23 protein-coding genes and 4 pseudogenes are annotated in these 24,156 nt (G+C 67.6%); 13 read left to right on the top strand and 14 right to left on the bottom strand.

Translation table 11 applies throughout. The features are described from left to right. A complete protein-coding gene (locus OG819_RS51200) occupies nt 1-186 on the top strand; it encodes a hypothetical protein (protein ID WP_266635472.1) in 186 nt (61 codons plus the stop codon). A 117-nt stretch (nt 187-303) separates the two neighbouring features. Here the strand turns inward: OG819_RS51200 and OG819_RS51195 are convergent, their stop codons facing one another. The 5 genes and pseudogenes from OG819_RS51195 to OG819_RS59400 all read right to left on the bottom strand — a co-directional run bounded on the left by OG819_RS51195 (nt 304) and on the right by OG819_RS59400 (nt 4,022). Continuing rightward, complete coding sequence (locus OG819_RS51195; protein ID WP_266656277.1) at nt 304-1,029, bottom strand: IS6 family transposase; 726 nt, start codon at nt 1,027-1,029, stop codon at nt 304-306. 231 nt (nt 1,030-1,260) lie between these two features. Continuing rightward, nucleotides 1,261-2,826 carry an MFS transporter gene (locus tag OG819_RS51190; protein ID WP_266656763.1) on the bottom strand — a complete coding sequence of 522 codons (1,566 nt, stop codon included), beginning with the start codon at nt 2,824-2,826 and terminating at the stop codon, nt 1,261-1,263. Beyond that, complete coding sequence (locus OG819_RS51185; RefSeq protein ID WP_266656761.1) at nt 2,823-3,134, bottom strand: hypothetical protein; 312 nt, start codon at nt 3,132-3,134, stop codon at nt 2,823-2,825. Before OG819_RS51185 ends, OG819_RS51190 begins: the two co-directional genes overlap by 4 nt. A gap of 217 nt (nt 3,135-3,351) precedes the next feature. After that, nucleotides 3,352-3,510, bottom strand: a pseudogene (locus OG819_RS59405) (helix-turn-helix domain-containing protein); the annotation flags it as partial. Continuing rightward, complete coding sequence (locus OG819_RS59400) at nt 3,444-4,022, bottom strand: DJ-1/PfpI family protein (RefSeq protein ID WP_353963272.1); 579 nt, start codon at nt 4,020-4,022, stop codon at nt 3,444-3,446. The gene OG819_RS59400 and the pseudogene OG819_RS59405, both read right to left, overlap by 67 nt. A 182-nt stretch (nt 4,023-4,204) precedes the next feature. Between OG819_RS59400 and OG819_RS51180 the strand changes: the two genes are divergently transcribed. Together OG819_RS51180 and OG819_RS51175 are read left to right on the top strand one after the other, a co-directional pair. Continuing rightward, entirely contained in the window at nt 4,205-5,422 is a 1,218-nt protein-coding gene (locus OG819_RS51180; RefSeq protein WP_266655822.1) for an IS110 family transposase, read from the top strand. A gap of 545 nt (nt 5,423-5,967) precedes the next feature. After that, nucleotides 5,968-6,330 (top strand): hypothetical protein, encoded by a 363-nt coding sequence (locus OG819_RS51175; RefSeq protein WP_266656759.1) that lies wholly within the window; start codon nt 5,968-5,970, stop codon nt 6,328-6,330. 289 nt (nt 6,331-6,619) lie between these two features. Here OG819_RS51175 and OG819_RS51170 read toward each other — a convergent pair whose 3' ends face one another. Then, on the bottom strand, nt 6,620-8,185 hold the full coding sequence (locus OG819_RS51170; RefSeq protein WP_266656757.1) for a succinic semialdehyde dehydrogenase: 1,566 nt from the start codon (nt 8,183-8,185) through the stop codon (nt 6,620-6,622). A gap of 157 nt (nt 8,186-8,342) precedes the next feature. Between OG819_RS51170 and OG819_RS51165 the strand changes: the two genes are divergently transcribed. Beyond that, entirely contained in the window at nt 8,343-8,990 is a 648-nt protein-coding gene (locus OG819_RS51165; protein WP_266635464.1) for a TetR/AcrR family transcriptional regulator, read from the top strand. A gap of 37 nt (nt 8,991-9,027) precedes the next feature. Here the strand turns inward: OG819_RS51165 and OG819_RS51160 are convergent, their stop codons facing one another. After that, nucleotides 9,028-9,654, bottom strand: coding sequence for a TetR/AcrR family transcriptional regulator (locus OG819_RS51160; protein WP_266656755.1), 627 nt, complete (start codon nt 9,652-9,654; stop codon nt 9,028-9,030). Between the two features lie 110 nt (nt 9,655-9,764). Between OG819_RS51160 and OG819_RS51155 the strand changes: the two genes are divergently transcribed. The 3 genes from OG819_RS51155 to OG819_RS51145 all read left to right on the top strand — a co-directional run bounded on the left by OG819_RS51155 (nt 9,765) and on the right by OG819_RS51145 (nt 13,060). After that, on the top strand, nt 9,765-11,186 hold the full coding sequence (locus tag OG819_RS51155) for an MFS transporter (protein ID WP_266656753.1): 1,422 nt from the start codon (nt 9,765-9,767) through the stop codon (nt 11,184-11,186). Between the two features lie 152 nt (nt 11,187-11,338). After that, complete coding sequence (locus OG819_RS51150; protein WP_266656751.1) at nt 11,339-12,214, top strand: NmrA family NAD(P)-binding protein; 876 nt, start codon at nt 11,339-11,341, stop codon at nt 12,212-12,214. Nucleotides 12,215-12,229: 15 nt separating this feature from the next. Continuing rightward, complete coding sequence (locus OG819_RS51145; RefSeq protein WP_266656749.1) at nt 12,230-13,060, top strand: oxidoreductase; 831 nt, start codon at nt 12,230-12,232, stop codon at nt 13,058-13,060. A 142-nt stretch (nt 13,061-13,202) separates the two neighbouring features. Here the strand turns inward: OG819_RS51145 and OG819_RS51140 are convergent. Continuing rightward, nucleotides 13,203-14,344, bottom strand: a pseudogene (locus OG819_RS51140) (IS701 family transposase). Between the two features lie 303 nt (nt 14,345-14,647). Here OG819_RS51140 and OG819_RS51135 point away from each other — a divergent pair. Continuing rightward, nucleotides 14,648-15,445, top strand: coding sequence for a YwqG family protein (locus tag OG819_RS51135; RefSeq protein ID WP_266656747.1), 798 nt, complete (start codon nt 14,648-14,650; stop codon nt 15,443-15,445). Here the strand turns inward: OG819_RS51135 and OG819_RS51130 are convergent. Next, entirely contained in the window at nt 15,411-16,358 is a 948-nt protein-coding gene (locus tag OG819_RS51130) for a hypothetical protein (protein ID WP_266656745.1), read from the bottom strand. The genes OG819_RS51135 and OG819_RS51130 overlap by 35 nt on opposite strands. A 237-nt stretch (nt 16,359-16,595) precedes the next feature. Between OG819_RS51130 and OG819_RS58910 the strand changes: the two are divergent. Both OG819_RS58910 and OG819_RS59395 read left to right on the top strand, forming a co-directional pair. Further along, nucleotides 16,596-16,976: pseudogene (locus tag OG819_RS58910) on the top strand (IS6 family transposase); the annotation flags it as partial. Next, nucleotides 16,916-17,176 carry a DUF5958 family protein gene (locus tag OG819_RS59395; RefSeq protein ID WP_353963273.1) on the top strand — a complete coding sequence of 87 codons (261 nt, stop codon included), beginning with the start codon at nt 16,916-16,918 and terminating at the stop codon, nt 17,174-17,176. The pseudogene OG819_RS58910 and the gene OG819_RS59395, both read left to right, overlap by 61 nt. A 179-nt stretch (nt 17,177-17,355) precedes the next feature. On the opposite strand, the gene OG819_RS51120 is transcribed toward OG819_RS59395, so the two are convergent. Then, a complete protein-coding gene (locus OG819_RS51120) occupies nt 17,356-18,942 on the bottom strand; it encodes a Na+/H+ antiporter (RefSeq protein WP_266656741.1) in 1,587 nt (528 codons plus the stop codon). A gap of 277 nt (nt 18,943-19,219) precedes the next feature. Beyond that, entirely contained in the window at nt 19,220-19,663 is a 444-nt protein-coding gene (locus OG819_RS51115; RefSeq protein ID WP_266656739.1) for a hypothetical protein, read from the bottom strand. Between OG819_RS51115 and OG819_RS59390 the strand changes: the two genes are divergently transcribed. The 3 genes and pseudogenes from OG819_RS59390 to OG819_RS59385 form a co-directional block, all read left to right on the top strand. Next, a complete protein-coding gene (locus tag OG819_RS59390) occupies nt 19,553-19,918 on the top strand; it encodes a DddA-like double-stranded DNA deaminase toxin (protein ID WP_327138545.1) in 366 nt (121 codons plus the stop codon). The two genes, OG819_RS51115 and OG819_RS59390, sit on opposite strands and share 111 nt — an antisense overlap. Next, complete coding sequence (locus OG819_RS51110) at nt 19,915-20,421, top strand: Imm1 family immunity protein (RefSeq protein WP_266635442.1); 507 nt, start codon at nt 19,915-19,917, stop codon at nt 20,419-20,421. Before OG819_RS59390 ends, OG819_RS51110 begins: the two co-directional genes overlap by 4 nt. A gap of 109 nt (nt 20,422-20,530) precedes the next feature. Continuing rightward, nucleotides 20,531-20,845, top strand: a pseudogene (locus OG819_RS59385) (hypothetical protein); the annotation flags it as partial. 740 nt (nt 20,846-21,585) lie between these two features. Here OG819_RS59385 and OG819_RS51105 read toward each other — a convergent pair. From OG819_RS51105 to OG819_RS51095, 3 genes are all read right to left on the bottom strand, one after another. Continuing rightward, a complete protein-coding gene (locus tag OG819_RS51105) occupies nt 21,586-22,197 on the bottom strand; it encodes a hypothetical protein (protein WP_266656737.1) in 612 nt (203 codons plus the stop codon). A 189-nt stretch (nt 22,198-22,386) separates the two neighbouring features. After that, complete coding sequence (locus OG819_RS51100) at nt 22,387-23,775, bottom strand: IS1380 family transposase (RefSeq protein WP_266656735.1); 1,389 nt, start codon at nt 23,773-23,775, stop codon at nt 22,387-22,389. A 103-nt stretch (nt 23,776-23,878) separates the two neighbouring features. Next, on the bottom strand, nt 23,879-24,154 hold the full coding sequence (locus OG819_RS51095; RefSeq protein ID WP_266656733.1) for a hypothetical protein: 276 nt from the start codon (nt 24,152-24,154) through the stop codon (nt 23,879-23,881). Nucleotides 24,155-24,156: the final 2 nt, after the last annotated feature.

The raw sequence follows: 24,156 nt of genomic DNA, 5'->3' as shown, positions 1-24,156 counted from the left end.
ATGCCTGCCTCGTGGCTCGCCCACCGGCTGACCGGCGCCTACGTGCTGGACCTGCATTCCGCCAGCCAGTGCACCCCGCTGTTCGACATCCACGAGCAGCGCTGGATCCCCGAGTGGGCCGAGCACATCGCACCCGGCATCGAACTCCCCCGCTGCGCTGGTCGGGCGAGGAGACCGGCCGGATGAGCACGCCCGCCGCGGGCGTCCCGGCCGGGACGCCGATCAGGCGCTGTCACGTTGTTAAGTGCGTGGGTTTCTGACGTCGTGTCGGGGCGTGGCGGAGGTCGGGTCTCGGGTCGGTGCTCAGGCTTCGGCGGGCAGGCCCGCGATGCCGGTGACCTGGTCCCAGATCGCGAAGCGGATGGTCATTTCGGATCGGTAGTCGGAGGCTGTCATCAGATGGCGGCGGGGCCGGAAGTGCGGTGAGATGCCGCTGAACGCGGACAGAAACCGCTGCGCTGCGCCCACACTACGGAAGCCTTTCATCGCCTGTTCACGCTGCCTGGTGGGCTGATGACTGTTCTCCGCCCGGTTGTTCAGACCCTTGTGTGAGCGGTGTTCGACCGAGGGCATGCCCTCGCGGTGGGCCGCGCCGTAGGAACGCAGCCTGTCGGTGACGATCACCCGCGGCACCGCCCGGGTCCTCTTCATCAGACGACGGAAGAAACGTCGAGCCGCGGCCTTGTTGCGACGGTTCTGGACAAGGATGTCGAGGACGTTGCCGTCCTGGTCGACGGCCCGCCACAGGTACTTCAGCTCCCCGTTGATCTTGATGAAGACCTCGTCCAGGTGCCACTTGTCGCCAGGCCGGGGCCGGCGGTGGCGCAGCGCGCCTGCGTAGCCCTGCCCGAACTTGACGCACCATCGCCGGACCGTCTCATACGAGACGACGACACCGCGCTCGAGCATCAGCTCCTCGACCTCGCGGAAGCTGAGCGGGAAGCGGTGGTAGAGCCACACGCAGTGGGCGATGATTTCCGCCGGGTACCGGTGCCCCTTGTACGACGGCGGCGCGCTACCCACGGACAACCCCCCTCCACCATGATCAACCAGAAGATCATCCCATCCGGTCAGCCAAACGTGACAGTGCCCTCGTCGGTGTTCAGAAGGAAAGGCATCGCGTCGGCCTTTCGACCCTCGCCACGCAGAACGAACGTGTGCTGACGGAACCGCCAGCACAACATTACCCTCGCTTCCATCGGGCGGTGCCGGTGTTGACGGTTGTGTTCGGCGATCAACACCGGCTGCTCGGCGTACCTCTTACGCTTCGGTGGATGTCCGAGGACCGTGAACCTTCTGCCGGACGAACAGTGCCGCGGGCACGGCCATGGCGATCAGTACGACGCCGCCGATCAGGTTTCCCAGGTGCACGGCGTCGGTGAACGCCCTCGGTACTGCCGCTCCCACCACGCGGGCGAGGGACGCGGGCATGCCCGTCCCGCTGCCGCCATGTGACACGCCCTCCACAATGCCTTCCGCCTGCCGCGAGGGGATGCCTGCCTCGACGAGACGGTCGTTCAGGTTGCGGGGGAAGCGACTGGTGACGATCGTTCCGAGCACGCTGGGGCCGAGCACCGTGCCCAGCTGACGGGCCATGTTCACCGCTGCTGATGCCATGCCCTGCTGCTGCGGCGGGACGCTGTTGACCGCGGCTGCCGTCGAAGGCGCGGTGAGCAGGCCCGCTCCGACGCCCGCCACGAGCAGCCCGGGCCACACCGCCCCGTACCCTCCCGAGGCATCCGTCGCGAGCAGCCCGAGAGAGCCGGCTCCGATGAGGACCAGGCCCGCCGTGATCAGGACCGTGAGGCCGACCCGGTGCACCAACACCCGGGCGGCCACCACAGTGACCAGGAGAAACGTCCCGAACAGCGGCAGCAGCCGCACGCCGACATCGACGGGGCTGGTGTGTCCCACACGTTCCATGTAGAGCACGCTGAGCAGGGCGACACCGACCAGTCCGAAGACGCTGACGGCGGCAACGCCCATCACGGCCGAGAAGGAGGCGCTCCGGAAGAGCCGCAGGTCCAGCATGGGGTCGGGGTGACGGAGTTCGACGCGTACGAACAGGAACAGGGACACGGCGAAGACCACGTACATGGTGATGATCGGCGGCTTGGTGTATCCCGTGGCGCCGCCCTGAATGATCGCGTAGGTGGCCGAGGCCGTCATCACCGTGCCCAGGACGAGGCCCGCGAGATCGAGCCGGCGTGTGGGATGTCTGGATTCGGTCACGAAGGCTGGGGCGAGGAGGAGGGCCGTGCCGGCGATGACGAGGTTGGCGATGTAGACGGCGTGCCAGGAGAAGTGTTCGAGCAGGGCACCGGCGAGGATCGGGCCGATGGCCAGGCCCACTCCGGAGCACGCGGCCCAGATGCCGATCGCGGCCGTGCGCTCGTGCGGGTCGGTGAAGGTGGCACTGACGATCGCCAGGCTCGTCGGCAGTACGGCCGAGCCGCCGAGACCCGCGATCGCCTGGGCGGTGATGAGCATGCTGGCGCTGTCGGCGAAGACGGCGAGCACGCTGCCGGCCAGGAAGACGGCGGCACCGAGGCTGAACACGCGCCGACGCCCCACGAGGTCGCCGAAGGTTCCGGCGGACATCACGAAGCTGACGACAGCGAGGCTGTACGCACTAGTGATCCATACCAGCGTGCTGGCGGTGACGTGGAGGTCGCCCTGGATGTCGCCCAGGGCGGAGATGGTGGAGGTGACGTCAACGAAGGCCATCATGACGCCGAGGCAGACCACCAGCAGGCCGAGCCAGCGGGACCGGCCGCCGCCGGGGGCCGCGGTGCGGGAAGCCTGAGCAGGGACGGAAGTCGTCATCGGACAGGCACCGCCCTTTTCTGCGATACGCCCCGCGACACCCTGGCCGCGGCGGCCGTGCGGGCCGTCATGACCGGCCAGGCGTGTCGGTAGGTCTTCAGAGAGGCTTCGCCGGAGGCGGTGGCGAGCATGACGATCGGGATGCCGATGCCGGCGACCGATCCGATCTGCGTCGGCATGGTCACGAGGGCGCCACGCGCGCCGGTCTCTTCGGGGCGCAGACCGATCGTGGCGGAGGCGTAGTTCGGGTCGCTGTCCGGGCCTCCTCTCTGCGTTCGTGGAGGGGTCATCCGATCTTGCGAAGACATGCGTCTTTTCCGTTCTGCGGGATGCGCGGGGTGCCGTGAACAACGGACACCAGAGTTCTGGACCGATCCGACAAGAACCGTATGGACTTGTGGAACGAAATGTCAAGAACGCATGTGAAGGGGGAGAGGCAACCGACTGCGCCTTGTGGCGGAACTGAGTCCGGTACTCCTGGGGCGAGGTGCCAAGATGCCGGTGGAAGACAGCCCGCAGGGAGGCAGGGGCACCGAGGCCGGTGAAGCGGCCCACGCGTTCCACCGGCACGGAACTCGCCTCCAGCAGCTCGCGCGCCCGATCGATGCGTGCGCCGGTCAGCCAGGCCATCGGCGTGGTGGCGGTCTCCTCGCGGAAGCGGCGGATGAAGGTCCGCCGTGACATATGGGCCCGTTCCGCGAGGTCGTCGACGGTGAGGGGGTCTGCGAGGTGGTCGAGCATCCACTCCCGCAGCAAGGCGAGCTCGTCGCCATCGGCCAGGGACGGAACTGTTCGATGAACTGAGCCTGGCTGCCCTGCCGCCGGGGCGGCGCGACGAGATCCCGTGCCCGTGTGTTCGCCGCCGCCGCACCCAGGTCGGTGCGGATCAGATGCAGGCACAGGTCGATCCCTGCCGTCACGCCGGCGGACGTGAGGATGTCACCGTCGTCCACATAGAGCTGGTTCGGCAGGACGTTGACGAGAGGGTAGCGCCTTCGCAACTGCTCAGCCTGCCGCCAGTGCGTGGTGGCCGGGCGCCCGTCGAGCAGTCCGGCCGCGGTGAGGACGAAGGCTCCGGTGCAGATGGAGACGAGCCGGGCGCCTCGGGTGTGAGCCCCCGTTATGTTTTCCGCGGTCCTGCAAGAGGGCCGCTGGCCTCCGGGCCCGGCATGACTGTGTCCCCCTGTCGAAGGCATGACCTGGGGGGTGGTGTCACCGGGCCCGGGAGGTGCCGTCGGAGACGCTGATGAGAGGTCCGGCCACCACCCGGTCCGGCGCAATGCCGGACAGCTCGCGGGCGGCAGGTCTGCATAACGTGGATGCGCGCGTACGACACCACCGCCGAGGCCGGCACGTTCAACTCTCCTGGAAGGGCGCGATGTTCGACACCGAAGACGTGGGCGTGTTCCTCGGCCTGGACGTCGGAAAGAGCTCTCATCACGGGCACGGGCTGACTCCGGCCGGCAAGAAGGTCTTCGACAAGCAGCTGCCCAACAGCGAGCCGAAACTGCGGGCCGTGTTCGACAAACTGGCCGCGAAGTTCGGCACCGTACTGGTGATCGTGGACCAGCCCGCATCCATCGGAGCCCTCCCGCTCACGGTCGCCCGGGACGCGGGCTGCAAGGTTGCCTACCTGCCCGGACTCGCAATGCGGCGGATCGCCGACCTGTATCCGGGCGAGGCCAAGACCGATGCGAAGGACGCTGCGGTCATCGCGGATGCGGCCCGCACCATGCCGCACACCCTGCGCTCGCTGGAACTCACCGACGCGATCACCGCCGAACTCACGGTCCTCGTCGGCTTCGACCAGGACCTCGCGGCCGAGGCCACCCGCACGTCCAACCGGATACGCGGCCTGCTCACCCAGTTCCACCCCAGCCTGGAGCGCGTCCTGGGCCCTCGCCTCGACCACCAGGCCGTCACCTGGCTGCTGGAGCGCTACGGTTCCCCCGCCGCACTGCGCAAGGCCGGCCGCCGCAGACTCGTCGAGGTCATCCGGCCCAAGGCCCCGCGCATGGCCGCGCGGCTGATCGACGAGGTCTTCGACGCCCTCGACGAGCAGACCGTGGTCGTGCCCGGGACCGGCACCCTCGACATCGTGATCCCGTCCCTGGCCCACTCCCTGGCCGCCGTCCACGAACAGCGCCGGGCCCTGGAAGCCCAGATCAACGCCCTGCTGGAGGCCCACCCTCTTTCCCCCGTCCTGACGTCGATGCCTGGCGTCGGCGTCAGGACCGCCGCAGTCCTGCTCGTCACCGTCGGCGACGGCACCAGCTTCCCGAGCGCCGCCCACCTGGCCTCCTACGCCGGACTCGCCCCGACCACGAAGTCGTCGGGAACCTCGATCCACGGCGAACACGCACCCCGAGGCGGAAACCGCCAGCTCAAGCGCGCCATGTTCCTCTCCGCCTTCGCCTGCATGAACGCCGATCCCGCCTCCCGCACCTACTACGACCGCCAGCGAGCCCGCGGCAAAACCCACACCCAGGCCCTCCTCCGCCTCGCCCGCCAACGCATCAGCGTCCTGTTCGCCATGCTCCGCGACGGCACCTTCTACGAATCCCGCACGCCCGCGGACGTCGAGCTCGCCGCATGACCCCAGCAAGACCGAACCATCCCAAACCCGACAGGGGTGCCTTGACGAAGGACATAGAGGCACCCCCCGCAGCGCCCTCAAGGTGCGGGGCGCCGGGGTCGCGTCGATGTCGTCGTAACCCGGGATGATCACGGTGTCGGCGTCGTCCAGTGCTTCGAGGCCAGCGGCGACGGTGACCGCGAAGCCGGACCCGGGCACGGGTCCGGGACCGCTCTCGGCGCACAGGGTCAGCGCGTAGTGCGGGTCCGTCGAGAAGATCTGCGTCACGGCGCCGAACTCGAGCGCGAGTACACCGGGCAGTACGAGCACTGTGACGCGATGCCTGTTCGTCATGTGGCCCCTATGTAGCGATGGTCAACGTCCGTGCCATTTCTTGCCCGCGAGCAGCTCTCGTGGCGCCACATCGCCAGGTGGCAGGCCGAGGCGGGTCACACCGTGAACTGGCACACCGCCTGCTGCGGTTCGAGAGGGGTAGTGCCGATCTCGCCGCCGCCGTACTGAACGGTCTTGGCGCTGCGGCCCGGGGATGTCGACAAGGGCCCGCCGTGCTGACCGGTCTCGGCGCCCCGGCCCGGGATGTCGACACGGTCTGGGAGGCCATCGCCTTGCACACCACTCCGCAGATCCCCGAGCGAATGGGGCTGCTGACCTACCTGACCTACGAAGGCATCTGGATCGACTTCGGAAAGAACGCCGACCTCGTGGCCGAGGAGCAGAGCCGGATCCATGCCGCTTATCCGCGGCTTCAGATGGTCCGCCATCTGGCCGACGAAGTCCTCGCCCATGGTGCCCGCTCCGAGACGGCCGCGCCGCCCTACACGCTCACCTACCAACTCGCGCAGGAACGGGCGGCGGACGGCGTCACATCCATGGAACGTGGCGTGATCAATGGACCATGGGGAGAGTAGCAACACTGTCGAATTCCGCTGCACGCACGTCCCGGACACAGCCGGGTACGAGGGAGCAGTGCCTCACCGCGGAGAACAGTGACCGTCGTGTGAGATCACGACCGGCACACCGGCTTCTCGTCGCTGTACGACTGGGACGGCATGTCCGTCGCCGACTTCGAGAAGTCGCCGTCTGCGACCTCCTGACAGCCAGGGCACGCCGAAGCACATCGAGATCTGCGGCCCCTTCTGTGACATCGACTCCGGCGAACTCGCCGAGCACGTCCGCGACGTTCGCGCCGGGGTCGCATCAGGCGAGCCTCAGTGCCTTCATGACGCGCAGGCTCAGGCTGATGAACGCGGCGTACCGCTGATCGTCCATGCCCATCGACGGTGCCAGCGGAAGCATCCGCTGCGTGGCGACTGTCTGCGCCTCCGTGTAGCTGAGGATGCCTTCGAGGCCGTGGCGGCGGCCAAGTCCGGAGTCCTTCATGCCGCCCATCGGGGAGCGGAGGCTGCCATGGGCGGATGCGTAGCCCTCGTTGACATTCACGGTGCCGCTTTGCAGACGGGCCGCGATGCGTTCACCGCGCCGTGTGTCCTTCGTCCACACACTGGAGTTGAGTCTGTACAGCGTGGCGTTCGCCCGCTCGATCGCCTCGTCCTCGTCGGTGAAGCGGTACACCGATACGACTGGTCCGAAGGTTTCCTCCGCGTGGACGGCCATTGTGGGCTCCACGCCGTCGAGGATGGTGGGCTCGTAGAAGAAGGGGCCGATATCAGGGCGAGGCCTTCCTCCGGTGAGGGCTGTGGCCCCTTCGGCGACGGCCTGGTCGACGTGCCGAGAGACCGTTTCCAGTTGGCGGGGGCCCGCCAGCGAACCCATGTCGACCCCGTAGCTCAGCGATGTACCGAGGCTGAGTGCTTCCGTGCGGCAGACGAATCGTTCCAGGAACTCGGCGGCTACCGAGGAGTGGACGAAGATCCGCTCGGCCGACAGGCAGAGCTGGCCGGCCGAGGAGAAGCACGCGCGAACCGCGCCCTCGGCGGCCTTGTCCAGGTCCGCGTCGGCCAGCACGAGTAGGGCGTTCTTGCCGCCCAGCTCGAGTGACGCGCCGACCAGACGGGCTGCCGCACGGCTCGCGACGTCCCGACCGGTGCCAACGGAGCCGGTGAAGGCGACATAGTCGGCCTGATCCACGACCGCGGGCCCGACGACCCGGCCGTCGCCGATGACGATCTGCCAGACATCGGCCGGCAGCCCGGCCTCGATGAGCTGCCTGCGCGCCCACAGCGGCGTCAGGGTGCTCTGCGTGTCCGGTTTCGTCACCACGGCGTTGCCCGCGACAAGAGCAGGCAGCGCGTCTCCCAAAGAGAGCTCAAGGGGGTAGTTCCAGGGGACGATCTGCCCGACCACGCCTCGCGGGTGGTGCGACTCGGTGACCTTTGTCAGCACCGGAAACGCGCCAAGGTGTCGCCGCGGCCGGAGATATGCCGGGGCCCTGCGCCCGTAGTGCCGGGCGACCACGGCGACTGACTGCACTTCCTCGTGTGCGTGCAGACGGGCCTTCCCCGTCTCCACCTGGATCAGGTCCATCACCTCGGCCTGCTTGTCCAGAAGACTGTCGTGAAACCGGAGCAGCACTTCCGTGCGCTTGCGCACCGGAAGCGCGGCCCATTCCCGCTGCGCCTTTCGCGCCTTGGCGAATGCCGTCTTGACATCGTCCGGTGCCGACTCGGGCAGCTCCGCGATGATCTCGCCCGTCATGGGGGTGCGGCTTACGACCCGGCCGCCGCCCTCCACCCCCAGAGTGAGTCGAGACACCAGGCCGGGGGTGACCACGTCGGTCACCGTCCGGCCGTTTCGTGCTGCCACAGTGTTGCTGTGCGGGGACATGCGTCTCATCCGTTCTGCGGGATGCGCGGGATGCACTGAACAACGGTCACCTCGTTCTGGACCGATCTGTCATGAACCGTAGGAACTTGTGGAACGGAATGTCAAGAACGCTTGTGCGGGCTGTAGGCTGGCCGCCATGGGGCGCCCACCAGGATTCGACAAGGACGAGGTCGTACAGGCCGTCGAGCGACAGTTCCGCCGCACCGGATACGCCGGCACCAGCGTCGACGACATCGCCAAGGCCGCCGGGCTGGGCCGTGGCAGCCTCTACGCCGCCTTCGGCGACAAGAGCTCGCTGTACCTGCGGACACTGGAGGCGTACTGCGGCCGAATCGAGGCGGCATGGGCGGCCGTACTCGAAGGCCCCGACGACACCGCGCTGGAACGGCTGCACGCGTACCTCGTGAAGTCGGCGCGGTTCGTGCACGAGGACCCGGACGGACTCGGCTGCATGGTGACCGGCTTCGTCGTCGAAGGAGTTGACCACGATCCGCAGGCCGCCGCGCGCGTGCAGCAGGCCCTGGACAGGATCGAGAGTTCACTGACCGGGTGCGTTCGGGCCGCGCAGCGCCATGGCGACCTCGATCCTGCGGCGGACGCCCAGGGGATCAGTCACCTGCTCATGGCGGTCAACCGGGGCATGGAAGTACTGGCCAGGGCCGGGTCCGACACGGCCGCACTGGAACGCGTCGCGGATCAGACGTTCGCCGGGCTCCCGCTCACCGCACAGGCCCGGTCCCGGCAGGAGCACCGCCCCGGTCCGGTCGCCTCCCGCACCCCCTGAGCAACTCCCGCCCGGGGGACGACACCCCGCGACGCGATCAGCGTTCCGCGGCGAATGACTCGATGTAGGCCAGGGCTCCGTACAGCGCGTCACGCAGCGGCGTGCTGTCGTCGGCCGCCTGGTCCAGCAGTGCTCCGCCCTGGAACGCGGCGGTGAGCAGGTGGGCGAGCGCGGCCGGGTCGGCCTCCGGTCGCAGTTCGCCGTGCTCGCGCATCTTGCTCAGGCCGCGCTTGAACAGCTCCTGCCACCGTTCGAAGCCGTCGGCCACCGCGTCCCGGTGGGAGGGCTCGTTCTTGACGACCTCGGCGGCCAGGGAGCCGAACGTGCAGCCGCCGCGCAGCATGTCCTGCGAGGCGATGTAGGAGTCGGCCCACCGGTAAAGGGCGGCGAAGGTGTCCAGCTCGCCCAGCTCGGGCGCCTGGTGGCGGGCGACGATGCTGTCGGCCTGCCAGGCGAGCACCGCGCGCACCAGGGACTCCTTGGTGGGGAAGTGGCGCGTCAGCTGCGAGCCGCTGACTCCGGCTGCCTCGCGGATCTGCTCGTTGTTGGTGTTCTGCGCGCCGTGTTCGTAGATCAGCTCGGCGGCCGCCCGGACGATTCGTTCGCGTGTGGCCAGGCCCTTGGCGGTCAGCTTCTGACCCGGCGCTTCGCTGGTGGTGGTCATGGCTACAACCCTACCGCAAAAAAGGGCTTGACAACCCTTTCTGTGAGGTGTTCCCTGGGGGCAGGCCAAAAAAGGGCTGCCAAGCCCATTCTTCTGAGGAGGCGGACGGGATGTCCACACAGGTGGCACCGCAAGCGGTCGCGACGACAGTGCACGATGCCCCGGCCCCGGCCGTCGCCGAGTCCGGTCACCCGCGCCGCTGGAGCATCATGGCGGTGCTCGGTGCCGTCGCCTTCATGGCCCAGCTCGACTTCTTCGTCGTCAACGTCGCCCTCGACGGGATCGGCTGGTCGTTCCCGGGCTCGGGCGTCGCGAGCGTGTCGTGGGTCCTGTCGGCCTACGCCATCGTCTTCGCCGCCGTGCTCGTGCCCGCCGGCCGCATCGCGGACCACTGGGGACGCAAGAAGATGCTGCTGTCCGGAGTGGCACTCTTCACCCTCACCTCCGCCGTAGCGGCCGCCGCACCCAGCCTCGGCGTGCTGGTCGCGGCCCGCGCTCTCCAGGCCGTCGGCGCAGCGATGATCGTGCCGACCTCGCTCGGCCTGCTTTACCCGAGCTTCCCCAAACGCCGGCACACCCTGGTCGTCGGCCTGTGGGCGGGCGTGGGCGCGATCGCGGCCTCGACGGGCCCGCCCGTCGGCGGACTGCTCGTCACCCTCGACTGGCGGTGGATCTTCCTGATCAACGTTCCCGTCGGCATCGCCACCCTCGTCGCCGGTGCGCTGCTGCTGCCCGAGGTCCGCCAACCCAAGGGCGCCGCCCTGCCGGACCCGGTCTCCGCCCTCGCACTGCTGCTGGCCGTGAGCCTGCTGGTACTCGCCACCGTCCAGGGACCGGGGTGGGGCTGGACGGACATCCGCACCGTGACCCTGTTCGCCGCGGCCGCGCTGGCCGCCGCCGCGACCGTGCAGCGCACCCTGCGCGCCGAGGCACCGGTGATCGAGAAGCAGCTGTTCGCCGGCAGGGAGTTCACCGCCGCCACCGTGGCCCTGTTCCTGTTCTCCTCCGGGTTCGCCATCGTCCTGCTCAGCACCGCCCTGTTCATGCAGGAGGTCTGGCACTTCAGCCCACTGCGCGCAGGGGTCTGCATCGCCCCGGCGCCCCTCGCCTCGATCGCCTTCGCCATGAACGCCGGACCCCTCCAGAGCCGCTTCGGACGCACCGCCCCCGCCGTGACCGGCACGCTGGCCATGACACTCGCCGCCGTCTACTGGCTCACCGCCATACACACCACCCCCGACTACTGGGGCGGCATGTTCCCGGGCCTGATCCTGGTCGGCCTGGCCGGCGGTCTGGCCCAGGCGCCGCTGTTCGCCGCCGCCGGCACCCTCGCACCCGAACGCGCCACCACCGGCAGCGCCGTACTCAACATGAGCCGACAGATCGGTAGCGCCGTGGGCGTGGCCCTTCTCGTCGCCCTGACTCCCCAGGCCACGACCACCGGGTTCGACCATGCCTGGTGGGTCCAGGCCGGCGCCGGACTCGCTGCGGCCGCCGCGCTGATCGCCCTCCGGCCCCGCCGCACACCCTGACTACAGGGCCGCGCCCACTCGGGGCGGGCCCGCGATCGCAGCCTCCTGCAAGACGGGCGTCGCACCGCCGCACTCACCTTCTGCGACACCCGCTCGAAGGACTGACGCTGGAGTTCCCGCCAGCGCCCTCTCAAGAAACGGAGATCACCCTCATGGAACGCAACCTCCTCGTGATCGGGGCCACCGGCAAGACCGGCGGCCGTACGACCGAACTCCTGCTCCAGCGCGGTCACCGCGTCCGCGCACTCGTCCGCGGCCTCGACGGGCGAGCCGAGCGGCTCGCCGCCCTCGGAGCCGACGTCGTGGAAGGCGACGTACTCGACCTGGACACCCTGGCCCGCGCGACCAAGGGGATCGACGCCCTGTACTTCACCTATCCGATCCGCCCCGGCCTGATGGACGCCACCGCGAACGTGGCCCAGGCCGCGGAGGAGAACGGGGTCCAGGCGATCGTGAACATGTCGCAGATCTCCGCCCGCCGCAACACCGCCAGCAACGCGGCACGCCAGCACTGGGTCGCCGAACGCGTCCTGGACCACGCCCCGGTCCCCGTCACCCACATCCGCCCGACCTTCTTCGCCCAGTGGCTGATCGACACCTGGGCCGACGGAACCGGCGAACTGCGCCTGCCGTTCGCCGACGGACGCCACGCCCCCATCGCGGAAAGCGACCAGGCGAAGGTGATCGCGGCCATCCTGGAAGACCCCGCCCCGCACGCGGGCCAGATCTACCCGCTGTACGGAGCCGAGGAACTCAACCACTACGAGATCGCCGAGAAGATGTCGCGGGCGCTGGACCGCGACGTCACCTACGTTCCCATCGAACTCGACGAATTCGCCGCCATCCTGCACGGGCGCGGCGCGCCGGACCACCTGATCCAGCACCTGCTCGCCGTGGCCGTCGACTACCGCAACGGCGTCTTCGCCGGCACCAACGACCTCGTGAAGACGATCGGCGGCAGCGACCCCCTCGACGTCGAGGGCTTCATCGCCCAAAACCGCCCCGCCTTCGACCTGACCACCGCCTGAACACCGGAGAAGACAATGAGCGTTTGGTTCATCACGGGATCGTCCCGGGGCTTCGGCCTGGAGATCACCCGCGCGGCTCTCGCCGCCGGTCACCAGGTGGTCGCGACCGCCAGGAAGGCCGAAGCCGTCCGCGAGCAGTTTCCCGACGCCGGCGACGCGCTGCTCGCCGTGCCGCTGGACGTGACCGACCCGCAGAGCATCCAGGCGGCCGTCGACGCGGCGGTCGAGCGGTTCGGCCGGATCGACGTCCTGGTCAACAACGCCGGCACCGGCCTGCTCGCTGCCGTTGAGGAGTCCGACGACGCTGCGGTGCGTGCGGTGTACGAGACCAACGTGTTCGGCCCACTCGCCGTGCAGCGCGCCGTGCTGCCGGTCCTGCGGCGCCGGCGTTCCGGCCACGTGATCAACATCAGCTCCATCGTGGGCTTCGCCACCGCGCCGGGCTGGGGCATCTACGCCTCCACCAAGTTCGCCGTCGAAGGCTTCACCGAGACCCTCCACACCGAACTCGCACCCCTCGGCATCCACGTGATACTCGTGGAACCGGGCTTCTTCCGCACCGACTTCCTAGACGCCGCCAGCCTGCACACCGGCCCCGACACCATCGACGACTACGCGCCCACCGCCGGCGCGATGCGTGACGCCGTCCCCGGCCTGAACCACGCCCAGCCCGGCGACCCGGTCAAGGCCGCCCACGCCATCGTCGAGATGGCCGCCGCCCCCGAGCCGCCCCTGCGCCTCCAGCTCGGCACCGACACCCTGCAAGCCTTCGACGCCAAACTGGACACCTTCCGCAAGGAGATGGACGCCTGGCGGCATGTCGCCCTTTCCACCGATCACGACTAGTACTGCAACCGCATCTGGAGAATGTGGCCTCGGCGTTTATAGTGGGAGCGGCGGGCTCGGGCTTGGCTGCGTCGTCGGAAGCGTGACCAGTGCAGATGGTGCTCGTTGCTGTGACAGTGGCGCGTGACGACGACGTGGCCCATCAACCGGCGGATCTCCGGGACGCTGAGGGGTATGAGGTCTTGCTCGTCGTCGAGAGTGCCCCTTTTGTGGCTTCTGCGGCGCGGACGGCGGTCAGGTAGGCAAGGGCGGCCATGGCCAGGGTGATGTGGCGGTACCAGGCCCGGTAGAGCCGCACCTGGTAGTGGTCCAGACCGCACTCTCCCTTCGCGGTCTGGAAGCACTCCTCGACCGCCCACCTCGCGGCAGCTACTTTGACCAGGTCTTTCAGTCGGGAGGCGACCGGGCCGTAGCAGACGTAGTAGGCGATCTCGCTCGGGTCGCTGACGCTGCGTCGGGCCAGCACCCAGTGCCCGAAGCCGTTTTCCCAGGACGGGCGGATCGCGACACGCGCCCAGTCGTAGATCCGCTCACCGTGCGCGCCGGCCCCGCCGGAGATTCGTTTCCACCGCTGGCGGGGCAGCGCGGCGACCAACTGGTCCACCCGCGTGTCCGCCCCGTGCGTGGTGATCACAGTGTCGTTGACCTTCGTGGCCAGCACGTGCGCGACCCGACGTTCCTCCAGCCACACTCGCAGGTGCTTGACCTGCCCGTATGCCTCGTCAGCGGTGACCCACGCGAACGGGACACCCGCGTCGATGGCGCGTTGCAGCATCCACTTGAAGTGCTCGTTCTTGGTCGCGAAGGGGACCTCGTCGTCGATCCCGGCCGCGCGGCAGCGGTCACGGTCATCCGTCCAGGAGACGGGGATGTAGAGCTCGCGGTCGATCAACGCCCGCCCCTGGCGGAGGCGTAGGCCAGGAATGTTCCGATCTGGCTGTTCTCCGTGCGGCCGGCTGTGCCGGTGTACTGCCGCTGGACGCCGGCGGACTTGGTGCCCTTCTTCAGGAAGCCGGTGTCGTCGCCGATCAGCACCGCGTCCTTGGCGCCGATGGTCTCCACGACGAAGTCCCGGACATCGTCGCGGACCGCGTTCTCGTCCCAGTCGGAGTGGTTGAGCAGGCGCTGGACGCCGTCGGGGCGCAACTGCCCGACCTGCTCCGACAGCGTCCACCCGTTCTTCTTCTCAAGCGGCGCGAGCAACCCGTTCAGGTAGTCCGACGCCCGCTCGCGGGGCTCCGACCTGCCGAAACGGTGGGCGAACCGGGCATGGAACCCGGCTATCCCCTCGGACCACGACTCGACCTGCTCAACCGTCAACGATTCATCGCACAGTCGGAACAACGAGCCAACCCAGCACCTGTCACGGCAGATGCGGTTGCAGTACTAGGACGACAACGCCGGATACACGCTGGTCGCATACGGCGTGATGGAGAAGGTGCCCTGCCGGGAACCGGGAGAGCGGGCTCGCTTCTCGTACGTGCTCACGGATGCGGGCCGGGATCTCCTCGTCGTCCTGCTCGCCCTGCAGCAATGGGGCGACAAGCACCTGCCGTGGCCGGACGGGCCGAGCATCCTGCGCCAGGCATGGAATTCGACGACCCTGTCGGCATGCGCCGGGTATGCGCCGAACGGCTCGGTGAGGACGCCGGCCAGCAGTTCGTGGCCATGGGCCGTCGCGGCTTCCGGCTGGAGCCTGCGACAGCTGACACCGAGGCGACCGGCCGATGCCGGCTCGGTGGGCCTGCCTTGCTCGAACCGGGCACGGCCTGGCCCGAACTCGACGGTGTCCCATTGTCCTTGCACGCCGTCCTCGATAGCGACGCCCTCGCGCTTTGGCTTGCGCACGAGCTGCCGACGCGGCCGGGTCTGCTCAACTTCTTCTACCTCGATCCGGACGTGCCTTACGAGGAGTACCGCGTACTGGACACATCCGGGCCCGAGGTGTGCCGGGTGATCCCCGCGGACCCCGCTCTGGCGGTCGAGACAGCCGCACCCGAACCGGCACGCGGCTATCAGGTCCAGCCTCTCCACGCCGCCGAGGTGACCATGCTCCCGGACTGCTGGGACGTTGAGGACGACGACCTCGACTTCGACCCGGACGAGCACTGGGGCGCGGCATCGCTCATCCTCACCGCGATGGGCGATATCGACGGGAACACCACAGGCCGTCATCGCGCCTTCGGGTGGCCTGACACCTCGTATGGGTCTGGGGTGACCCGTCGCGATGCCGACGGTCCTGCCGTCCATCTGCTCCAGCTCACGGAGGACGGAGAGCTCGGATGGGGCTGGGGCGATGCCGGGACCATGTACTTCACGATTCCGGCGAAGGCGTTCGCAGCTGGCGACTTCAGCAAGGCCGAGGCGAGCGGACGCTACTGCTGACCTCCGTCTTCTGGCGATCGGGCGTCGTCCTCACGACTCGGGCGACGTATCCGCTGTAGGTGCGGCCGGCGAGATCCGACCAGCGGACTGCGGTGCGCGGGGTGATGCCGAGAGCCTGTGCGAGGAGGGGGGCTTCGATGCGTGCGGCCAGATGGAGCAGGGCCCGTGACCGTGCGGGCCCGGGATGCAGTCCCAGTCTGCGCAGGCGAACCCCGGCTCGGGCGTGGCTGAGCGGCTGGCCAGCTTTCATCCCGGGGAAGAGCCAGGGGCCCGTCACGATGGCCGCTCCCACGTGCGGCAGGCGATCTTGTCGCAGGTGTTGGACGACGAGTTGGTCGAGTAGTGGTGGTAGGCGGAGCTCGGTCGCACCCAACCGCAGGTGGACGTCGACGTCGTCGTCGTTGTCGGTGATCCGGATGTCGTCGGTGCGGATCATCAGTGTCTTCGTCAGCGGGGCGGCGTAGGTCAGGATGATCGCGCCCATGACGCGGTCGGCCAGGTCGAGGCTGCCGTCGTGGAGTAGGCGTCGAAGCAGTTGACACCGCTCCTCGGACGTGATGGCGGGCATGGGCTGGTCAATGCGCTGTTTGCGACAGGAGAGCTTGCGGGTCTTGCGGGTCCGCGTCGTCCATCGGAGAAACGGTTCCATGGCGCCAAGGAGCTGCGGGTTCTGGGTGATGAACTCCTCGACGTCCGCCTGGGTGGCTTTCGCAAGTGGTGTGTCGCGCTGGGCGAGCCAGGCGAGGAAGGACTCGGCGGCTTTGATCCTGCTCTTGGCGTACTGAAGGGTCGGGTAGGTCTGGGGTCTACTGTCCCGAGGTTGACGGATCCTGGGGAGAAGCCGCCAGATGCCGTACTCGTGGAGGTGAAGCCGGTGGTCTGATACTGCGACATCGACGAGGTAGGAGTTCAACCAACTCTGGAACTCCGCAGCGTAGTTGTTGCGTTTCGGTAGACATCCGGTGGCGACGAGCTGGCTGCGGAAGGTCTCAGTGGCGCGGCTTCTCGGGAGGGCGTCGAGGGGGCGTCGTCAACTTGGCTGAGATCTGGGATGATCTTGGGGTTGTGCTCGCGGGGAGGGCAGTCTTGGACGCGGGGTCGCCGTCGTGTAAGGGGTTCCGGTACCCGGCGGAGATCATCGCGTACTTGCGTGTGGCTGTATCACCGTTTCCCGCTGAGCTTCCGCGAGGTGGAGGAGCTCATGCTCGCCCGCGGCGTGATCGTCTCCTGCGAGACGATCCGCCAGTGGTGCGCCAAGTTCGGACCCGCGTACGCGGCCGGGCTGCGCCGCCGAAAGCCCCGGGCCGGTGACAAGAGGCACCTGGACGAGGTGTTCGTGAAGATCAACGGCGAGCGGCGGTACCTGTGGCGCGCGGTCGATCAGGACGGCAACGTGCTGGACGTCCTTGTCCAGAGCAGGCGCGACGCCAAGGCCGCCAGGCGGTTCATGGCCAAGCTGATGAAGAAGCAGTGCCGGGTGCCGCGGGCGCTGGTCACCGACAAGCTCCGCAGCTACGGCGTCGCCCACCGCTCTCCGTGTTCGCCATTGCAGACACTCGCCGCCGCGAGACGTACTGCAAAGGCACCTGCGGACATGCATGGCACAACCTGCCAGCGGCAACCGAGCAGCCGTGGCATCGGCCAGGCCATCATCTCCACTCCCAGCCTCCTCCTGGTCGTCGCCGCATGCCTTCGATGCTGGAAGGGCGCGCGAGGCGGCCAGGGCAGTGAGCCGGCGATCAAGGTGCCGGTGTCGATATCGGCCGCACACCATCGCCATGCGAGCAGCAGGACATCCCCTCGGTCATGTCAGCAGTCCGCTGGTCGCACGAGGCAGACAAGCCGGCCGCTCTCGTTCGTCCATTGGTCGGGGCAGAAGGCTTTGACCTAGGGGTTACCGGGGCTGGCAGTCAGCCGCGGTCACGGAGGCTGGCTTCTTCGAGGTCGAGTTCGTGCTGGATCCGGCGTCGGGTGGCGTTGCTGATCTTGTTCGCTTCGTAGAGGTGCTGGAGCTCGGCCGCCTCGATGGCGATGAGTGTCTGGCGTATCTCGCGGTAGGCGTCGGCAGGACGGGCGTCCGGGTCGCTGTAGTGGGCGTCTTCAACCTGGTGGATGCGCGCTTCCAGATGACGACGGGCCTGTTTCAAGGCGGCCTCGGCGGCGGCACCCAGATCAGCGAGCTGATCCAGATCGCCAAGCTGTTTGAGCTCTTCGAGAGCGGCGTTTGCAATGTGTCGGCGGGTCCGGGCCTCCTCACGGGCGGTGCTCTCCGGTTCCAGAGCGATGCCGGAGCGGCGGACGACGGGGACCAGGGTGAAACCCTGGAAGATCAGAGTGAGCGCGATGGTCCCGGTGGTGAGCGTGAGAATGAGCGCCCGGTGCGGCAGCGGCGCCCCTGTGTGGGTGACCAGGGGGATGGAGAGCGCGGCTGCCAGCGGCATGACGCCTCGGGTGCCCGCCCAGGACAGGACAGCCGGGACACGCCAGGAGAGGCGGTTGTCGCCCTCCCTGTGCCGGTGGTGGATCAGGGCGGACAGCGGGAAGATCCACAGCAGGCGAATCGCCAACAGAGTGAAGGCGATCACCGGCACCCACAGCGGCCAGCCGTGCTCGTCGCGCGCGAGATGACGGACGGCCGAGGGGAGCTCGAGGCCGATCAGGGCGAAGACGACGCTCTCCAGCAGGAAGGTCACGGTGTCGTAGACGGCGTGGACCTGGAGGCGGACGGGGGCGTTGCTGAGCTTGTGGCCGGTGCTGCCGAGGACGACCCCGGACACGATGACGGCGGTCACGCCGGAGGTGTGCGATTGCTCCGCGATGACGTAAGAGGCGTACGGCGTGACCAATGCGATGACGGTCTCCAGCATGGGGTCCTCGGTCCGTCTGCGGATCAGGGCCACCACTGCGGCGACCGCCGCGCCGATGAGGCCTCCTCCGCCTGCAAGGATCAGGAACTGCTCAACGGTCCCGGGCACACTGATGGCGCTGCCGGACACCGCGGTGGCCACGGCGACCTTGTACAGGACCAGTGAGGTGGCATCGTTGAACAGGCTTTCCGCCTGCACCATGGCCTGCACGCGCGGTGGGAGAGACAGGCGCCGGCCAAGCGCGGTCACGGCCACGGGGTCGGTGCTGGCCAGGACAGAGCCGAGGATGAACGCGGTTGCGGCCGTGAGCGGGGTGATCGCGTGGGCCACGTACCCGACGGCGATGGCCGAGGCGAGGACCAGGCCGAAGACCAGGCCGGTCACAGGCCGCCACACGGTGCGCAGGTCGCGGACGGAGATTTCCCCAGCCGCGGCGTAGAGCAGCGGTGGCAGCACCAGCACGTTGATCACGTGAGGCGGCAGGCGCACCTCTGGAACCCAGGGCATGAGCCCCACGACCAGACCGGCAACTACGAGGAGCGAGGGGGCGGGCAAGCTCCAGCGTCGGGCACCGGTCGCCACGGCGGTGGCCAGAACCACGAGCAGCAGGATGACGGTCAGGCCGGTCATGGAGTGTCCCAGGTGGGTTACGACTTGTTACCCCCCTCTGACCAGGTGCTTTATAAACGTAACCGACCTCGGGCGGTGATGCAGCTGACTTGGCGCCGCGACCATCCAGGGCGCGGCAGTCGTTGCGGCGGCGCACCTGCCCATGGTTCAGGCCCTGCCGGCGGTGAGCGCTCCGGGCTCGCACATGCGATCGACGATCGCCTCGCGGTCGGGGTGACTGGCGAACTGGTGGAGAGGCGGTATTCCGGAAGCGTGCTATCCGGTGCCCGTCAACTTGTCAGCCGGTCAACTTTTCAGCGAACCCAGGAATTCCAGCAGCGTCGCATTGACCTGGTCGGAGTACTCCTCGGCGATGCAGTGGCCGCAGCTGGGCAGGATGTGTGCCCGGTCCGATGCCCGGGCGAAGCGTGGGCAGGGCGGGGATCAGTTGGTCCATCCCCGGGAACCCGTAGACCAGGTCACGGTCGCCGGTGACGTAGCGGCCGGGCATCCGGTACCGCGCGCCCTCCCACGGGGCGGTCAGCTGCCAGTTGCGGTACCAGTTGAGAGCGCTGGTGAACCCAGCTTCGGTGAACTCGGTCGCGAGCGGAGTGAGCTTTCCTCTAAGCGCGTGACGACCGGTCGAATCTTCGATTCGTCGGGAAATGCCATCCATGACGAGATAGAAGCTGGCGACAGCAGCGATCTCGTTGAGGCTACTGATAAATATCTTAGGAAACATGGAGCCCCCATTAATCCGAGAGCTGCACGTTACCCGGCGTCACAGCATGTTGAAGCGCAATATGCAATGTGGATGCGGCAAAATGGCGTAAACGACGCAACGGTTGTCATGAATAACTCTGAAGGCGTATGCGGCGGCATGTATGGGTGCCGAAACGCAATTAGGGAAATCCTGCCCGAAGGTTCAGCGATGACCGTATGGTACCTTGGCGCAACAGAGCCAGCAGTTATTCCGGGAAAGGCCGCCGCGCCGTGATTCTGAATGCAGTGATCCATGGGCGCTATTACTATGCAGAAAGCTGGTCGGAAAAGGCTGGAATAGTTGCCGAGGTCATGGAGAACCTGCGATCAGAGCGTCGTGACCAGCCATGGATCAGTCCGGGAGAGGTTGCATCGTTTATGTTCGCGGACGGGCGTCATTCGGAGTCCGTCCGCGACTGGTGGCCTGACAACACCCTTCAGGTCGCAGTGAACTCGGAGACTGGTTACGGCGGGCTCGTTTGGTTCGCAACTCAAGAGCGTGCGACGAAAGGCGATATTTCGGAACACATTTGGGTTTCCAATAACCCAAGTCCTCCTGATTTCGATCCGCGCGTCGTGTCCGACCCTGGGGTCCCATACTTCTTTGACCCCAGAAGTTCTCTGCCGCTCGATCAGGTTCGGGCCGCACTTGAGGAGTTCTGCCGACTTGGAACCGGCGATCGGCCCGAGTGTATCGAGTGGGTTCACGGAGAGATGAATGGACAGCGGCACGACTGATTCTGTTGGGATTTTGGCGAGCATGGAGGCGCGAACCCCGACCTGGGCGGATCTCAGTGAGCCTTCGGGATATCGCGTGCAGGTCAAAATACTTGACCGTTCCTGAAATGTGCCAGAGGCCCCGCCGGGTGATCTTCCGGTGGGGCCTCTGTGGTGTCTGACGGCAGTAGTTGACGGCAACGTCAGCGGACGGGTGCTGCGTAAAGCGGCGGGTTGTCGCCGTCGTCGGGCTCGGTGGCGGGCAGCGCGGCAGACGGGGGAATCACTGACGCAAGTGACCTCGAAAATCACTACGGATCGACCTTCAAGGCAACGAGTGGCCGTGATGGCATGGCCGGTGAGCTGCTGCGAAGGGGGAGACGGATCGCGCGGTATCGTATACGGATTCGACACCGACGGTGCCGGAAACATCCCGTATCCGGGACATTTCTTCAACGCGGTGAACGACGGAGGAAACGTCAAGTTCCTCGACGGTCAGACCGGCCGGTACGCCGTGCTGGACTGGGAGTACTACGACTTCATGTATACGGGAGGAGGAAAGTAGAGTGCAGCAACAAGAGGCGGCTAGCCTTGCCGAAGAATTCGGCAGGTCTAATATTCCCAAGTGGGATGAATGGGGATGTCACATTCTTCCTGCCGACAGGTTGCACCTGCCCGGCCACCACGTCTTCGTCTACCCGCCGAGCGCGGAGAGTGGCGCGCGGCTGGGCGGGAACTGGCCCATCGTCGTCAACCAAAGGACCGGCGAGTGCCGGTTCGTGCGAGGGGTCGACGAGTACAGGAAGCTGAAGGCGGCGCGTCCGCTGTAGCTCCCCGCTGCTGACCGCGACCGGCCCGCTGAAGCGCCAAGAGGGATCCACTGTCGACTCTGTTGGTTATTGCTGGCGCCATCGTGAGGCCCGTTGCCGTCAGGCGGCGGGTCTCATTGTTAAGAAGCCGTATCTCAACCGATCTTGGAACGGGCAGATCGAACGGAAGCCCTGGTCGGGTGATCTTCCGGCTGTACGTGCACGAAGGCAGACACCTCACGATGCCAACGAGTCAAGCCGCGGTGGCGAGTTCGGCGGGGAACGCGGTGTGTTCGTCGAACAGCTTGCGGTGCCGGAGGCAGTGGTAGAGCTGGCCGATCATGCGGTTGAAGAGACACCTCAGGCGTCTAACTCGTCAAGTCAGGGCGGTCGTTGTTCGAGTGTGCGGCGATAGCATCCTGGACATGCCCGATGTGTGGATCGGCTTCAGCTCTGCTGATCGGCAGAGGTACTGGTGGCGGACCGGCATCATGATGCTGGCGCTCGCCGGTGTGACGGTGGCGGCGGGCCTGACCACGCGTGCACCTGACCGTTGGTGGTTGATCGGTGGCAGACCCGCTGTCGCCTCGGCGATGGGCACCGCCGCTACCCCGATGTCGGTGCCGAGCCCGAGGCCGGCCACGAGGCCGATCCGTACGCTCGCCGTACAGACGACCAGAAGCGTGGCGTGCCGCACACACCCGTAGCCGCGCAGGCTGGACGCGCAGAGCTCCGCCCCGATGGCCAGCAGATTGGCGACGCTGGTCCAACGCAGGAAGGAGACGAACGTGTCCTGCTGTTCGGCGTCCACATGGAAGAGACCGGTCAGCAGGGGAGCCGCGATGGCGAGGAACAGGTACAGGGCCGCGCCGAGCCCGAGCCAGACCTTGGCCAGGCTGGCGGCGTTCGCCATGACGTCCCGGGGGCGCCCGGCCCCCTTGCTGATCGCGGCGGCGACCTGGTTGGAGACCGCGAAGCCCACGGTCACGGCGATGACGATAAGGCTGACAGGCTGATCCCGGATCCACCGGCTTGATTGTGGTGTGATCGGTTCGGGGTCGTGCAGGGCGTGTCGGGGCTGAGTTGCGGATTCGGGCGTGGGGTGGCCGCTGGTCTGCCCAGCCTTTCCACTTTTCCGCAGTTCTCGGGCCCTTTCGGGCAGGTCGGTCGGGGAGTGTCAGGGGGCTGGTGGCGCGTGCACGATGCTGAAGAGCTGGGTGAAGTCCGTGCTCCAGGGCCAGCGGTCGGGCAGGTGCAGGGTGAGGCGGCGGGCGGAGCGGGCCAGGCGGGCGGGCACGTTGATCAGGTGGTCACGGATGGTGGCGGTGGTCGCTCTGGCATGGAACGTGCCGGCCAGTGCGCCGGCGGCGCGGGTCAGGTTGTGCGCCAGGGCGGCCAGGGCGAGCCACGCGGCATTGGCCTGGAAATGCCCGGAGGGTGCGTGGGCGAAGGCGCTGTTCTTGACATCCGCGATCACCTGCTCGACGACAGCGTGCCGTCGGTGATCACGCTCGGCATCGTTCAAGGAGAGCGGGGAGTCGGTGAACGCGGCGTGGTAGCGCCAGGTGTCAAACAGCGTGCCCTGTCCGGCGGGGACGGTGCCAGTGTTCAGGCGTTTGACGCGGCGCACGATCAGACGGGCGGTGACCTGCTGCTTCTTCGGCTTGGAAGTGAAGGCGGTGTAGCCGGTCTCGGCTATCTCGGCGTCGGAGATCCAGCACTGGCCCTCCTCGTCCCAGACCGCCTTGGGGTACTTGATCGGCATCCAGGCGTCCTCATCGATGCGGGCGATGGCGGCCTTGACGGAAGCGTTCATCCGCACGGTGATGGAGAACCGCGCGCCCAGCGCCCGGCAGGAGTTGACGACATCGGCGCCGTAGAACGCCGAGTCCGCGCGCATCACCAGCAGGCCATTCGCGCCGCAGGCGCGGGCGGTGCGGATGGTCTCGGCGACGAACGCTGCCGCCCCGCGCGCGGAGTTCGATGGTCCCTTGCGCAGCCTCGTGGCGGCGATCACCGGGGCGGCCAGGGGTGTGGAGACGATGCCGAGCAGCGCGTTCAGGCCCTTGACCTTGCTGTATCCGTAACCGGTGCCCTGCTTGGCGTAGCCGTAGGTGCGGCGGATGGTGTCATCGATGTCCACGTAGGCGACCTGGTCCGCGCCGGGCAGCAGCGGGGCGTGACGGGCCAGTTCGGGAAGGAACCGGCGGGCCACGGCGTGCAATTGCTTCACATGCCCGTGCGTGAAGGAACGCAGAAACGACCCCAGCGTGGACGGGGCCCGCACACCGGAGAACAGGCGGCCCATCGCGCCGTGCCGTAGCCGGTGCATGTCATCGATGCTGTCGGCGCCCGCGACCATGCCGCCCACCAGCGACATCACTTTCGCTGTGGGGAAGGCACCGGTGCCGTCCTTCGAGGCCGGCAGACGGATGTACTCCCCGACCAGTGCGGGCAGACCGCACCGCTCGGCCAACCGCACCACCGGCTCCAGGCCGCCGTACGCGATTAGGTTCGGGTCGTCGAACGCGGATGAGACCGCCGCTGCGGCATGGGAAGATTGCATCTCGGAAGTGCCTTGCTGATCGTGCCTGATGTGGTCCTAGAGAAACCCCATCATCGCAGGTCACAAGGCACTTCTTCGTTCCCCGAGAAACTGTCCACAGACATCAAGCCGGTGGATCCAGGTTGAGGCGTCCGGCGTTGGCGAAGACTTGGTGCTGCCCCCAGCACAGATCCTCGGCCAGGTCGGGCAGGCCGACGTCGGAGGCGATGAGCGCGGCGTAGTTGAGGACCCCGCAGGTGCGGGCCACCAGGTCATGGTGGCCCGCACCTGCGGGCGCGACGGTCAGCCCGGTGAGATGGTTGATGCGCTCCTCCAAGGGGAGTGCGGGCGCCTTGGTGCGGCGGACCAGGGGGATGCGGCTGGCTATCGCGGGGATCATCG

It is taken from the genome of Streptomyces sp. NBC_01549 (assembly GCF_026339955.1).
GTDB lineage: Bacteria > Actinomycetota > Actinomycetes > Streptomycetales > Streptomycetaceae > Streptomyces.
This window is presented reverse-complemented; position numbering and strand designations above follow the sequence as displayed.